Source organism: Xenorhabdus sp. PR6a (genome assembly GCF_028599065.1).
Lineage (GTDB): Bacteria > Pseudomonadota > Gammaproteobacteria > Enterobacterales > Enterobacteriaceae > Xenorhabdus > Xenorhabdus doucetiae.
Genome location: NZ_JAQRFJ010000022.1, coordinates 19,942 through 34,479 on the forward strand (window position 1 = coordinate 19,942; position 14,538 = coordinate 34,479).

11 protein-coding genes and 1 pseudogene are annotated in these 14,538 nt (G+C 48.9%); 9 read left to right on the forward strand and 3 right to left on the reverse strand.

Features of this window, described 5'->3' with window-relative positions; all coding sequences use genetic code 11:
• The first annotated feature begins 33 nt into the window (after positions 1-33).
• From PSI15_RS08140 to PSI15_RS08165, 6 genes are all read left to right on the forward strand, one after another.
• The gene (locus PSI15_RS08140) at positions 34-1,278 is read left to right on the forward strand and encodes a styrene monooxygenase/indole monooxygenase family protein (protein ID WP_273583088.1); all 1,245 of its coding nucleotides are present in this window, start codon (positions 34-36) and stop codon (positions 1,276-1,278) included.
• A 15-nt stretch (positions 1,279-1,293) separates the two neighbouring features.
• On the forward strand, positions 1,294-1,848 hold the full coding sequence (locus PSI15_RS08145; RefSeq protein ID WP_273583089.1) for a flavin reductase family protein: 555 nt from the start codon (positions 1,294-1,296) through the stop codon (positions 1,846-1,848).
• A 59-nt stretch (positions 1,849-1,907) separates the two neighbouring features.
• Positions 1,908-2,693, forward strand: coding sequence for a cyclase family protein (locus tag PSI15_RS08150; protein ID WP_273583090.1), 786 nt, complete (start codon positions 1,908-1,910; stop codon positions 2,691-2,693).
• Between the two features lie 19 nt (positions 2,694-2,712).
• On the forward strand, positions 2,713-4,320 hold the full coding sequence (locus tag PSI15_RS08155; RefSeq protein WP_273583091.1) for a phytoene desaturase family protein: 1,608 nt from the start codon (positions 2,713-2,715) through the stop codon (positions 4,318-4,320).
• A 61-nt stretch (positions 4,321-4,381) separates the two neighbouring features.
• Positions 4,382-5,287, forward strand: coding sequence for a SphA family protein (locus PSI15_RS08160; RefSeq protein WP_273583092.1), 906 nt, complete (start codon positions 4,382-4,384; stop codon positions 5,285-5,287).
• A 225-nt stretch (positions 5,288-5,512) separates the two neighbouring features.
• The gene (locus tag PSI15_RS08165; RefSeq protein WP_273583093.1) at positions 5,513-7,249 is read left to right on the forward strand and encodes an ABC-F family ATP-binding cassette domain-containing protein; all 1,737 of its coding nucleotides are present in this window, start codon (positions 5,513-5,515) and stop codon (positions 7,247-7,249) included.
• Positions 7,250-7,336: 87 nt separating this feature from the next.
• Here the strand turns inward: PSI15_RS08165 and PSI15_RS08170 are convergent, their stop codons facing one another.
• The 3 genes from PSI15_RS08170 to PSI15_RS08180 form a co-directional block, all read right to left on the reverse strand.
• Positions 7,337-7,621 carry a type II toxin-antitoxin system TacA family antitoxin gene (locus tag PSI15_RS08170; RefSeq protein WP_045968444.1) on the reverse strand — a complete coding sequence of 95 codons (285 nt, stop codon included), beginning with the start codon at positions 7,619-7,621 and terminating at the stop codon, positions 7,337-7,339.
• Positions 7,622-7,782: 161 nt separating this feature from the next.
• Complete coding sequence (locus tag PSI15_RS08175) at positions 7,783-9,039, reverse strand: VWA domain-containing protein (RefSeq protein ID WP_273583094.1); 1,257 nt, start codon at positions 9,037-9,039, stop codon at positions 7,783-7,785.
• Positions 9,040-9,228: 189 nt separating this feature from the next.
• A complete protein-coding gene (locus tag PSI15_RS08180; RefSeq protein ID WP_273583095.1) occupies positions 9,229-10,272 on the reverse strand; it encodes an AraC family transcriptional regulator in 1,044 nt (347 codons plus the stop codon).
• Positions 10,273-10,649: 377 nt separating this feature from the next.
• Here PSI15_RS08180 and PSI15_RS08185 point away from each other — a divergent pair, with 377 nt between their 5' ends.
• From PSI15_RS08185 to PSI15_RS18590, 3 genes and pseudogenes are all read left to right on the forward strand, one after another.
• A complete protein-coding gene (locus PSI15_RS08185) occupies positions 10,650-12,146 on the forward strand; it encodes a DUF3375 domain-containing protein (protein WP_273583096.1) in 1,497 nt (498 codons plus the stop codon).
• Between the two features lie 5 nt (positions 12,147-12,151).
• Positions 12,152-12,913, forward strand: a complete 762-nt coding sequence (locus PSI15_RS08190) for a DUF4194 domain-containing protein (RefSeq protein ID WP_273583097.1) — start codon at positions 12,152-12,154, stop codon at positions 12,911-12,913.
• A gap of 17 nt (positions 12,914-12,930) precedes the next feature.
• A pseudogene (locus PSI15_RS18590) lies at positions 12,931-13,113 on the forward strand (ATP-binding protein); the annotation flags it as partial.
• Positions 13,114-14,538 lie beyond the last annotated feature (1,425 nt).

Below are 14,538 nucleotides of genomic sequence, written 5' to 3' on the forward strand. Positions count from 1 at the left end.
CTGAAAGCAGTTGCACCGAAAGAGGAAAATACTATGCGTCGTATCGCTATCGTTGGAGGTGGCCAGGCTGGGTTGCCTCTGGCTCTTGGTCTGCTTGACAAAGGCTATCAAGTCACTGTGGTCACCAACCGTACGCCTGATGATATTCGTCATGGTCGGGTGATGTCGAGCCAGTGTATGTTCGATGCTTCTTTGCAATTTGAACGTGATTTGGGATTGAATCAATGGGAAACCCAATGTCCGCCCGTTGAAGGCATCGGTTTTATCGTTCCACATCCTGAAATTCCCCATGACAAGGCGATTGAGTGGAGCGCCCGACTCGACAAATATGCGCAAGCTGTCGATCAACGCCTTAAGATGCCATTTTGGCTGGAGCTGTTTGCTTCCCGTGGTGGTCATCTGGAAATAAGTGACGTGGATGTGGCCGGACTGGAACGCCTGGCGGCCAGCCATGAACTGGTTATTTTGGCGGGAGGAAAAGGGAAAATTGTGAAATTGCTCGAACGCGATGCGTCACGCTCCCCCTATGATACACCTCGGCGCGCATTGGCATTGACCTATGTGAATGGGATGGTGCCAACGCCGGAATATTCCCGTGTTTCGTTTAATCTGATCCCAGGCGTGGGGGAATATTTTGTTTTTCCTGCCCTGACATTGAATGGTCCCTGCGACATCATGGTATTTGAAGGTATTCCGGGTGGCGCAATGGATGGCTGGCAAGAGGCCAGAACACCGCAGGAACATCTGGCCTATAGCAAGCATATCCTCAACACGTTCCTGCCGTGGGAGTCTGAACGTTGTCATCACGTTGAGCTGACCGATGAAAATGGCATTCTGGCGGGATGTTTTGCGCCGACAGTACGTAAGCCGGTGCTGACACTGCCTTCTGGCCGGCAAATTTTTGGGCTGGGGGATGCGGTGGTCACGAATGATCCGCTGACCGGGCAAGGCTCGAATAATGCCACCAAAGCGTGCAAAGTTTATTACGAAGCCATCCTTGCCCGTGGTGATAAACCGTTTACCGCAGAGTGGATGAATCACACATTCGAACAGTTCTGGAAATACGGTCATTACGTTGTGGAGTGGACCAACAGCCTGCTGGCTCCGCCAAAGCCACACATTCTGGATTTATTAGGGGCAGCTCAACGCTTGCCAGCCCTTGCCAGTACTATTGCCAATGCTTTCAACCATCCTCCGGTGCTGTTCCCGTGGTGGGAAGATGCCCTGGCGTGTGAAGCATATATCCATTCACAGCTTATTGAAGAAATTCGGGCATAAACGGGGAAAATAAACATGAGCATAAATACCCTGAACATCAATGACCCAATGCCGCTGTTTGAGCATGAATGGGGCGCGACCGAGTTTGAAACCAGAACGCTGCGCACCCTGTTGGGAAAGTATCCGACAGGGGTTGCCATTGTTGCGACCCGTACCGCTGACGGGCGTAATGTAGGGCTGACTATCAACTCATTTGCGTCACTTTCGCTGGAGCCGCCTTTAGTGCTCTGGAGCCTGGTCAACCACTCACCTAATTTGTCGGTATTCCGTGATTGTGGATATTTCACGATCAGTATCCTTGGCCGTGACCATCAGGAACTGGCTCTGCATTTCGCCAGTTCGCGGGTAGAAAATAAATTTCAGGGTATTGCGGTGCAGGAAACGCCGGAAGGTATCCCTTCGATTGGCGGAGCGATAGCGACACTGGTGTGTGCCAATCACCAGCAAACGCACCTTGGTGATCACTTGTTGATGATTGGTCAAGTAAAGCGAATTGCCAGCATCGAAGGCAAACCACTGGTTTTTCATAGCGGCATGTTTACCGGACTGCATGACGTTCATGAAATATAAAAGATCGTTCTGTTTGTTTATGATTGATTTCTGTTGAAAAAACATTCAGGAGAACATGAATGAAAAGTCCGTTAAGTGCATTGGTCGTCGCGTTAAATCAAGGCAGTGTAAACATCATCGACCTGACGCAAACATTAACCCCCGATTTTCCGGCCTTGCAGTTGCCGGCACAATTTGGACAAGTCTGGTCATTTAGCATGGAGCGCATTTCTCACTATGACGAAAATGGCCCGGGCTGGTATTGGAACAATTTTAGTTGTGGTGAGCATACCGGCACGCATTTTGATGCGCCGGTACACTGGATCAGCGGTAAAGATCATCCCGATAACACCGTCGATACCATTCCCTTGCCTAATTTTATCGCCCCCGCAGTGGTGGTCGATGCCAGCTTACCGGTGACACAAGATCCCGACTGGATATTGACGGTTGAGTATTTACAGGCTTGGGAGCAACAGCATGGACGCATTCCTGCCGGCGCATGGCTGCTGTTGAGGACAGACTGGTCGAAACGGGCGGACGATCCGGCTTGCTTCCTGAATATCCGTGATGATGGCGCCCACACGCCAGGGCCAAGCCAAGCCGCGGTTGAATGGCTGATCCATGAGCGGGATATTCGCGGATTCGGCGTCGAAACTATTAATACCGATGCCGGTCAATCTTACGCTTGGCCGGTGGCTTATCCCTGTCACACGCTGATGCACGGAGCGAATAAATATGGCTTGCAGTGTTTGAAAAACCTCGATTTGTTGCCACCCACAGGGGCTGTCATTATTGCCGCGCCCCTCAAGATTGGCGGCGGTTCGGGCAGTCCGCTGCGTGTTCTGGCCTTAGTTGAATCGAGTTAAATCTTTTTGGAGCGACACCATGACAGCGTCCAAGCCACAAGTGATTATTGTTGGCAGTGGCATCAATTCACTGGTCTGTGCAGCACTGTTGGCGAGATGGGGTAAATCCGTCTTAGTACTGGAACGTAATGCGGTACTTGGCGGTTGTATTCGCACGGAAGCGCTTTTTACCGGTTACACCCATGACGTGCTCTCTTGCTGGTATCCGCTGTTTTTGGGCAGCCCGGCCTATCAAGAACTCAAGCCGGCATTGGAAAAGGCGGGAGTGGAATTTCTGCACAGTGATTATTCAACCGGATTGGTACAACCCAATGGCAAAGGCATTGCCTTAAAGCGGGAGATGTTGGCCGCTTCCTTACAGCTTGATGAAGTGGCGGCAGGGGCAAATGATGGCGAGGCATTGATGCGCATGGCACAGCAGATCCTGCATGATGATGCTGCGCTGATCTTCGGTTTATTGAGGCACAATCCTTATGGTTTCGGCATACTCAAGCTGCTATTTTCTGAATGGCGCAAACGCGGCATGGATGGATTAACGGCGTTTGCCGGCCGTTCGCTGGAAACATTCCGCCGCTGGGCGGAACGCGAATTACAGTCTGATTTCAGCCGCGCCCTGATCGCACCGTGGGTACTGCATACCGGATTAGGGCCGGATGATGCCAGTTCCGCGCTGATCGGCAAGCTCACCTTTGCGGCCGTGGTTGCCGGGGGAATGCCCGTGGTGAAAGGCGGCAGTATTCGCCTTGTCGATGCGCTGAAAGGGATCATCGAGCAACACGGCGGCCGGCTTATCACGAATGCCCACGTTGACCGCATCATCACTCACCAACGGGGAAAACAGCGCCGCGCTTCTGGCGTACTCGTGGCGGAACAGATTTATCACGCCAGTGAAGCGGTGGTTTGCAATGTGACCCCGCAACAGCTTTATGGTCATTTGCTGGGTAACGTTCCCGATGCTGTCCGGCAACGGGCGCAGAACTATCGTTATGGGCGCGGGGGAATGCAGGTGCATTTTGCCTTGAACCACCCGCCGCCGTGGCGTGAGCCTGAACTGCGCCATGTGCCACTTGTCCATTTAACGGAGAGCATGGAACAGGTCTGTCTGTCCGTGACGCAGGCCAACAACGGCTATCTGCCGAGCCATCCGACACTGGCAATCGGGCAGCCAACCGCTCTTGATCCTTCCCGTGCCCCAGAAGGCGGTTGGATCTTGTGGGTGCAGATGCAGGAGTTACCCACCCATCTGAAAGGGGATGCGTTGGGCGAGATCCCGATCCCCGCCGATGGTCAATGGAATAACGCGGTGCGTGAAGCGATGGCGGATCGGGTTCAGGCGCGTCTGGAAACGGTGATGCCCGGTTTTTCTTCCTCCATTGTTGGCCGAAAAGCCTATTCTCCGGCGGATTTGCAGGCATTGAACAGTAACTTGTCAGGGGGAGATCCCTACTCAGGCATTTGCTCACCGGATCAATTTTTCTGGCTACGTCCGTTTGCTGCTTCACAGGGAACAAAGGGGCATCAGACCCCTGTCAGTAATGTGTTTCATATTGGGGCTTCAACCCACCCAGGCCCCGGATTAAGTGGCACTTCCGGCTATCTTGTTGCCCGCCGGCTGGCGCGGCGCTGACCAAATTAGCCAATCATTTCAACCTGTATCCATTCATCTCTTTTATAGAGAGGAGAATTTTATGACGTTAAAATTCAGACAATTCATTTATGCAGCGGTGTTATCACTGCCCGGTTTTTTAGCGATGTTAAGTGCGCCGACAATGGCGACAGAAGGGGGAGTTGGCGCCTATCCTGATGGTTTGGACAATTATTTGTCCGGTGTATTACCCCCGACGGGGGTTCATGCCCTGTTTTATGGCGGCAATATTCACTATAACAAACTTAAGGATGATAAAGGCAATGTGATCCCTGTTCCGGGTTTCAAAGTCAACGTCAACGTCCTTGCCCCCCGTCTGGTTTGGGTCACGGAGACGTCGGTTTTGGGCGGCCAATTGGCTTACCATGCCATTTTGCCGTTATTGGATGTCACCGCTAATGCGGCCGGCAAACACAACAACAGCAAAGGGATAGGGGACATCACCGTTGGCCCGGCGCTGGGTTACCATCCCGCCCCTGATTTGGCCTATGTGGTTGGCTTGAATGTCAACGTGCCGACAGGCCACTACGATCGCAAAGATCCTTCCAGCCTCGGAAAAAACTATTGGACAGCCCAACCTGTCTGGGCGCTGAGCTATTTCCCTGCTTACGGCATCAACGCCGATTTAAAAGTGATGTATGACGTCAACTTCCGCAACGGGGCCACCCAAACGAAATCGGGTCAGGCACTGCATACGGATTATGCGCTGGGGTGGGGATTTGGCAACGGTTTGGTCGTGGGCGTTGGTGGCTATCTCTTCCAGCAGATCACCCATGATCGTGGTGCCAATGCCGCAAGCGGTAAAGCAAGTGCGGTGGGTTTCGGCCCCTCGGTTCGCTATGCCAATGATAAAGGCTGGCTGGTGACCTTAAAATGGCAAAAAGATGTTGTTGTCTATAATCGCCCATCGGGTTCACAGATTTTCTTAAAAGCGGCGATCCCCTTTTGAGAGAATATTGATAAAAAGACGCTGCTCATCAATATGAGTAGCGTTTATTTTTATCATTTAATTAATCCGATAAATAATAACATTAAAACACAGTAAAGCTTTATTGTTACCCCTGAATTTATTATGCCAATAACTTGACTTGATTTTTCTTTGTCTATATAAGTTTTGACCTGAAATAATCATCTTTTTGAGATTAATAAAGGTCTTACGATGGGGACATAATCAATGTCAACGCTGATTCATTGTAACAAAGTTAACTTTAGTATTAATGCCAAGCCCCTATTTAATAATCTGTCCATCACGATTAAAGAAAACGACAAAATTGCTTTGGTTGGTTATAACGGCACGGGGAAAACCCATTTACTTAAGCTATTGGCGGGGATTGAAAAGCCGGATGATGGGGTCATTGAATATGCCAATGGCCTGAGACTGGAAATGGTTTCTCAGTTTATTGACGATGGATTGCTTGAAATGACATTGCTTGATGCCATTGCCCAAAAAGTGAAGCAAATTGATGAATATGGCGCTTATAAGGCCGTATCCATGCTTGATGATTTTGGCTTTCAGGAGACGGATTTTACCACTAAAGTTGCTGATCTCAGCGGCGGGCAAAAGACCAAATTAATGTTTGCCATGAGTGCGGTCGTGGAACCCGATATTATTTTATTTGACGAACCCAGTAACCATTTGGATGCCAATACCCTGAAATTCTTCGAGGATTTCTTTAATAAAAATCTGAAGAGTGCTTTTATTATCGTTTCCCATGACCGCAACTTTCTGGATAACGTGACCCACCAGACGGTTTTCTTGCGTGACCAACAATTAACGGCTTTTTCCCTGCCATTCAGTCAGGCATTGGTTGCCTTGCAAGAAAAAGATGAAGCGGATGCGTTGCGCTTGCAAGCAGAAGAAAAGAACATTCGGCGCATACAGGAAAGTGCCAAGCGTTTGGCAATATGGGGGAAAGTCTACGATAACGAAAAATTGGCCAGAAAAGCCAAATCGATGGCGAAACAGGCGGAAAAACTCGAACAGAGTAAGACCAAAATCACCGAAGGGGAAACTTATCGGTTATCGTTGGATGCCGACACGGTCAAATCGAAAAATATGCTGCAAATTGGGGAAAAATGGATTGGTTATCAACACAATGAGCAGTTTAATCCTTTATTTTTAATTAATGGTTTATATATCCGGCCAGGCGATAGAATCGCCCTGTTAGGTGATAATGGCGTGGGGAAATCGACGCTTATTCATACTCTGGTTGAGGCTTATATTTATCGCAAGGCCGAAAATATGACCTTCTCCCCGCAATGTAATATGGGGTATCTCGATCAGGAACTGGAAAAAATCCCGCTTAACGAATCGATCTTCGATGCTGTCAGAAATAATACACCGAATATCGATGACATCACCTGTAAACAGCAATTGATTGCGGCAGGCTTTAACTATGCGGATTTAAATCAATTAGTGGGGCGATTAAGTGGCGGCGAGCGCTCCCGATTAATGTTTTTGATCTTGAAATTAAATAAACACAATTTCCTGATCCTCGATGAACCGACAAACCACTTGGATATTTTTGGCAAAATGGAATTGGAAAGTGAATTGATTAATAACGACATGACGATATTAATCACTTCGCATGATCGGGCATTTATTGATAACGTCGCCAATCGCTTTTGGCTGATTAAACATGGCAAGCTGGAAGAAATCACCTCCAGTGAGGGGTATTATCAGTGGCTTAATCAAAAAGTGATCCCGAATCAAAAAGACATCGTTAAAGTTCAGGAAGGTGCGGTTGATAAGGCGGAAATACTCACGGATGAGGAAGCGATCCTGCAACGCATCGTGATATTGGAGCAAAATCTGGCAGAAGATTTAGCCAGAAAACCGAAACATCAAAAGCCAAAAAATCAGGCGAATTGGAAAAAGGAAATTGAACAACTTTATGCCAGGCTGGGGTGATTGAGCATCTCTGTTGCAACAGCCAGCGGCATAAACAGTTCACCACAATCAAAATGGTTTCTATTGTGTTTGTTTTTATCGAGACGCTCAATCTTCATTGCTTATCGTTTCTCTATGTCGACGAGCAGCACGCAGGAAACGTTCGTTTGTCTCAATGGGGTTTTCCAACGCATGGACAAACGCCAGTGCATCGTCCCGACACAATTTAATGCGCATATCCTGTTCAATCAATCGCTTAGCTTCTGTTACAGCAGCATTTGTAATAAAACTATTCAGACTGGTGTAGCCTGATAATGATAGTGCCATTTCGAGTAATTCCTTGGTCTCAGAACTGACTCGTGTGGTGATGCGTTCATTTGCTAATGTGGACATAACCCTGGCTCCTACCGCATTGCGGTTGTGAATTAAATACGATATTGATTAATTTATCATCAAATTTAACAAGGTTCAATAAATGCGTCAAAATGACGTCATATAAGTAAATTGAGCGTTGAATTATCGCGCCCCTTATTTGGGGCGCTGACAGTGATTTATCACGACAAGATACGTTCGGCAGCAGCGGCGTCGAGCCAGTCTTTAAACTCGGTCAATAACAGATCGTATAAAACATCTTCTTTCATCGTGGCAAAATTGTCGATGGCGAAGAATTGGGTATTATCCAGACGACGATCAGTAAAATTATCGAGATTTTCGAGGATGCCATAATTCGATCCCCCCAAGCCAACAAACTTCCAGAAAATAGGGTAATTGGCTGAACGCCGGATAGCATCTTTAATTTGGCGGGTCTTACTGATACCTCCGTCGGTAATAAATACGATATAAACAGGCAGATCACTGTCTTTAAAAAAGTCGATAATCTCTTCCATTACTGGCGGTTCATTGTTTACCGCACCGAGACCGGGGAGAATTTCCCATCGGGTGAGTTTTGTGGCGGTCTGGATGGCATGGATATAGCCATCAAGGTTATCAAGGTTATCAAGGGTGACATCCTGATATTTTTTGTGTTTCTCGGCAAAACCCCAGACATCCATTGCGCCGTCATCGTCAAATTGCACGGCCAGTACCGCAATGCGATCCAGGACAGCCTGAACATTGCCCTTTTTGAATTGGCTTTTCATCGATCCTGACGCATCAAGAACAAACGCGACCCGTGCCTTGATGGATTGCAGTTTATGCTTGCTCAGGCTAACCGTTGCATTTTTGGCAAGGTTGATGAGACGTGGCGCTTTATCCTGTAGTTTTTTCTCAAGGCTGATAGTGGGATTCGGGGAAGCGCTGGCAGGCGCGGGCGGCTCCACATCGACACCAAAATTGACCGCCAGAGGCTCCAAACCACCATTAAACCCTTGCCCAAGCGCACGAAGTTTCCAGTTGCCGGCATGCCGATAAATTTCCACAACAATCATAGACTTTTCAGTTCTGCCTGCTGTTGCAATGGTGAAAGTCGCAATATTTTGGGCTTCAAATTTCAGTTGCTGGAGGCCGGCAACTGAATCCGCACCATCGATGACCAGCGTGATAGCAATTTTGCTTACATTGGCCTCTATTTTGCTGAGATCCAACGTGATAACACTGTGTTGGTGAAACGTCTCTAAAACCAGACTGTTATCGGCGGCAGCAGGATGATTATAAAAGTAAAAATCACGGTCTCCCCTGACTTTCCCACTGGCATTTAACAGAAAAGCGGAGGCATCGATTTCACTGTGAAAAGAGGCGGTTGTTGGGTAAGAGAGAGTGAGCCGAAGAGAGGTCGTGGATAAAACAATATTCTGCCCTGCTTGAAGTTGCATGGGTGATGTCCTTATTGAGTGAGTAATGAATATCCTTGGTGGATGTTCTTTGCCAGATGTTATTTTAAATAAAGAATTATCCGCTTATTGACATTAATAAACTTTTAAATAAGCCTCAAAACGCGCAATGACTCTTGAATGCAATCGTAACCAAGGTATTTACCGTGCCTGTTTTATTGGGCGCTGTTCTCACCCACGCCTCAAACTTTCACTCGGTGTCTCACCGTAGCGGGCTTTATATTCTGCGCTAAAGCGACCCATATGGGCGAATCCCCAACGCAGGGCAACGCCGGTGACGCTGGCGGCTTCTCCTGCCAGCAATTCGGTGCGGACATGTTCCATGCGCAGGTCACGTAAATACTGCATCGGGCTGATATTCAGAAACTCTTTGAAACCGGAGTAGAGGCTGCGCAGGCTGACGCCTGCCACTTGGGCAAGCTGCTCTACGGTGATGGGTTCGTGGGCGTGCGCCTGCAAATATTCCTGTACTCGCCGGACATGTCGCGGGCGAATGGAACAACGGTGGTTGGCGGGGGTTTCACTGTAATTATGCTGATGGGTAGACAGCAGAGTAACCGAAATTAATTGTTCTATCTGGCTGGTAATCAGTTTGTGTTGCAGGATATCGGGGACTTGGGTGGTACATTCCAGCAGATAAGGCATCAAACAGCGCCAGGCCTGACAGCGCTGCCATGCAAATCCCAGCTCAAATACCAGCGGTTGTTCCAGAGGATGCCCCAATTGGCCGACAAGGGTTCGCTCCAGCAAGGAGCGGGAGATCCTGACCATAAACTGGTCGTTATCCGCATTCCAGCGCATAGCGGTGTGCTGGTTGGGGCTGAGAACAGAAGCCATATTGGGGGTGGAATCAAGGCACTGGTCACCGCTTTCAATGCCGGCACAACCTGCCAGCGGCATTTGGACGAGAAAGAACGAACTCAACTCCCCTGGAGTGATTTCAACACTGGCACTGTAACGCAGCCGGCTCATGGAAATATCCCCCAGCGGAATATAGTGCATTCTGGCGTCCAGCTTTTGATTGTTGCCCACTATATGAAGTTGATGAGGCTGCATGACCCGCCCGACCATCGATTTCACTTCATCAAGATCGTTGGATGAAAAAAGCATGTGTTCCGGGGAATTGAGATGAGCCGTAATTTTTGTTAGTGCATATTTGGGGTCTGAACATTTCGATTCTGATTCAGAATAGTAGCGAGACCACGAATTGCCCATATTTAGATACCTCTAGCATTGGTCTTATTCTATTGTCTGCTAACAGTATCCACATATTGCTTAAATGAAATATATATGATTATGAATGTATTTATGATGGGTATTACCTGATTCACTGCGGGATGAGGGTTGTAGTACTAATGTAGTACTAATGTAGTACTAATGTAGCACTAAGCTTGTAGTACCAAAACATCACTTGCAGAATATGAGCTGAAATATTTTCAGCGGTTCGGCAGTGTTTTGATTATTTATCGTGATTCTGTCGATTATTTCGTGATTAGAGTCACTCTATTAATCAACATCACTGATAAAACAATATTACACTGAATAATCTCTACTTACTCATCTTACCCAACATTGATAAAAGCCCTACGATTATGGAAGAAAGGATCAAGCAACGTACAGAGAGTTATATTTCGGCAAGAAATCAACATCCTGCTTGGTTACTGCTTGCCACCCGACGTGCCCCGCTCGTTTTGAGCTGTCTGAAAACCTTGTTTGAGGAATCAAACGATGGTATTCCTCTTGAAGAGGCGATTGTGCAGCTTACTAACATCCTTATGGATCATATCAATCAAGAACAATATGAAATTAATCAGGATAATTTTCCTCTCCAGGCAAGCCGTGAACTACGGGAATGGATTAAACGCCGTTTAATTGTCGAGCGTGATGGACGTCTATTTGCAACCGATGCACTTGAAATTTCCATCACGTTTGTTGAAACGCTTGATAACCGGTTCATGACTTCAACCGCCTCTCGTTTGTCCACGGTACAAAGAGAAATCGAAAATCTGGAAACCCATCTTAATCCTAATCCGGCAAATCGGGTTTCTGTGTTACGTCGCCGAATAGCCGATCTTGAACGCGAGCTGCAAGAGGCAGAAGCAGGACACATTGAGGTACTGGAGCCACATCAGGCCATTGAACATATTCGCGAAGTCTTCAATCTGGCCACCAGCCTGAGAGCCGATTTTCGGCGGGTTGAAGATTCCTGGCGTGAAGCCGACCGTGTTCTCCGGCAATCGATTATTGGCGAGCAATATCATCGGGGGGAAATCGTTGATCGTCTGCTCAACGATCAGGAGGCGCTGCTCAATACTCCCGAAGGGAGGGTGTTTGACAGTTTTCAACAACAACTTCGCCAGTCTGCTGAACTGACCGCAATGAGTGAACGATTGCGTGTGATCCTTAGTCACCCTGCCGCTTCTGACGCGTTGAGCCGCATACAGCGCCATGATCTGCGCTGGCTGGTAAAGCGACTGGTCGATGAGTCGCAAACGGTACTTCAGGCGCGGGCCCGCAGCGAACGCGATGTTCGGGGGTTTATGAAAACCGGCCTCGCAGCGGAACATCATCGCGTCGGGCATTTGCTTAATGAATTCTTTAATCTGGCATTAAACCTTGACTGGCAGAGTCAGGCAGTACGCAAAAAGGAAGTGCCGCTTCCTGCGGTTGGCGTAGCTGTAGGGGGGCTCCCTATTATTGAGCGCCTTCGTTTCAAAGAGGTCGATGATGAAGCAGAGCAAACCCTTGATCTGAGTAACCATGCTGCCGATCTGGCACAAATCGGTGATGATTTCTGGGATGCGTTTAATGGGTTGGATCGAGAAGCGTTGCTCCGTCAGACATTACAGGTACTCGCGAAGGAGAATAGGCTCGTCAGCCTTGCTGAACTGGCGATATTGCTGCCGCCTGTTCACGATCTCGAAACGTTTGCCTTCTGGATTGGCATGGCAAAAGAAGCGGGTATCGACGTGAGAGATGATCAACGTGAATATGTTGAACTCCGTGATGATGAAGATCACCTCTGGCGCTTCGATCTCCCCACCACAGGGCTGGAAAGCAAGGCACTGAAAGATATTGACTGGGAGTGACAAGCATGGCGGGAATTTTTGACCGACTGATCAAGCAGCATAATGCAGCGGGGTCTGACAGTGATTCAGCTCAGCAAAACAGCGATTTAACCGAGCATGATTTGACCGATAATAGAGAAGAAAACATCACTGGCAGCGAAAAACGAACCCAGAAAAAAATACGGGAGTCCGTTCAAGAACTGCTTAAATTTGGCCTGTTGGAAGAGGCCAATAAACCCAACTTGTACCGCGCTGTACTAACCCATCCTGAAGAAGTCACTCGAATTTTGGAACCCCTCGATCTGGACATTGGCATCGATGAGATCCGCGGTGTGCTGTATGTCAAAGTCAAGCTGGATGATGTACAGGAACAGGATGAATGGTCGCACCCACTCGTGCGGCGGCAGCGGCTCAATCTGGAACAATCGTTGTTAGTCGCCATTTTGCGCCAGCATTTTATCGCCTGGGAACAAGAGAGTGGAACCGGCGCTAATCAGGCGCAGATAGCCATAGACGACCTGCTTCCACAATTACAGTTGTACCTTGGCGATCCGGGCAGTGAATCAAAAGAACGAACCCGGTTGATTAATCTGTTGGATCAATTGAAAGGCCACGGATTAGTGACGTCGCCGGATGCCCATGAACGGATCACGATTCGACCTGTCATTGCCCATCTCGCTGATCCGGTAAATCTTCAGGCATTATTGGTTTGGTTGCGGGAGCAGGTCGCACATCGGATACCCCCGGATGACACATCCAAAAACGATAACAGCGAGGAGGAAGCATGAATCAAGAGATACACCTGATGAGAGATGACTCTTTTATTCTCACCCGTATCGAGCTGTTTAACTGGGGTGGCTTTCAGGGACTGCATCAGGCAACCATCAATCAGGCAGGCACGGCAGTGATTGGCCCGACCGGAAGCGGCAAAACCACGCTGGTAGACGCGCTGATGACACTGCTTTGCGCTAATCCCCGCTACAATCTGGCTTCAACGGGCGGGCATGAAAGCGACCGGGATTTGATCTCTTACGTACGGGGAGTCTCCGGCCCCGGTGACGGGGGAGAGGGACAATCACATATCGCCAGACCGGGAAAAACCGTGACGGGTATTGCTGCAACGCTAGAGCGCAAAGGGCAAGTGGTACGTCTGGGAGCGCTGCTGTGGTTTGACACCACCAGTTCCAGCGTGACAGACATGAAAAGGCTTTGGTTATTCAGCGATAGCCCAGAGCAGACGCTTGAACACTGGCTGAATGTCTATCACGACGGCGGCATGCGATTGCTAAAGAAAATGGAAAAAGAGGCGACCGGGATCTGGGCATGGCCGAATAAAAAACAATACCTGGCGCGCCTGAGAGACTATTTCGACGTAGGCGAAAACGCCTTTACCTTGCTAAACCGTGCCGCAGGATTAAAGCAGCTAAACAGTATTGATGAAATTTTCCGCGAGCTGGTGCTTGACGACCACTCTGCTTTTGATCGAGCGGCAGAAGTCGCCAACAGTTTTGATGACCTGACCGAGATACATCAGGAGCTGGAAACCGCTCGCAAGCAACAGCAATCCTTACAACCTATCGCCCTTAGCTGGAAGAAGCACCAAGATCAGCAAAGTCAGCTTGCTGACAAACGGGTGTTGGAATCGCTGTTACCTGTCTGGTTTGCGGAGCAGGCAAGCCATCTCTGGCAACAAGAAGTCAGCCGCCTTGAAACCGAGCTTGATAAGACCAAAGCCAGCACAGCGCACCTGCGGGCGCAGCTTGAATCGCAGAAAAAGGTCGTTACCGACTGCTTGCAGCGTTATCTACAGGTTGGCGGCACAAATATTGATGAGTTGAACAACCGTATCGACGACTGGCAAAACACCCTCAATCAACGAAAAACATTGGCACACCAGTACCGGCAACTGACCCATAATCTCGGACTTCCCTCCGAATTGTCTCAATCGCAGCTAGAGGCGAACCAGCATGAAGCCGAAGTCAGGCGAGAGCAGCTCACCCGCGAGATCAAGTTAAAACGAGATGAGGTGTATCAAAAAGGGGCACTCAGGCACAACGTGGCTGAGCAACTTCGTCAATTAGAGGCGGAAAGCGCCGAGATTGCGCGGCGTCCGGACTCTAACCTCCCTGCTCATTATCAGGCGTTTCGCAGTGAGCTGGCAAAGGCTCTGGATATTGATGAGGCGGAGCTTCCTTTCGTGGCAGAACTGGTTCAGGTTAAGCCGGAAGAGGCTTCATGGCGTGGCGCCATTGAACGCGCTATCGGTAGCCATCGGTTGCGCATCCTTGTCTCACCGGAATCCGCGCCGGCAGCGTTAAATTGGGTAAATCAGCGCCATAATCGCCTGCATGTGCGATTGATGGAAGTTAAATTGCCATCCTCTTCCGTCAGTTTTTTTGATGATGGTTTCACC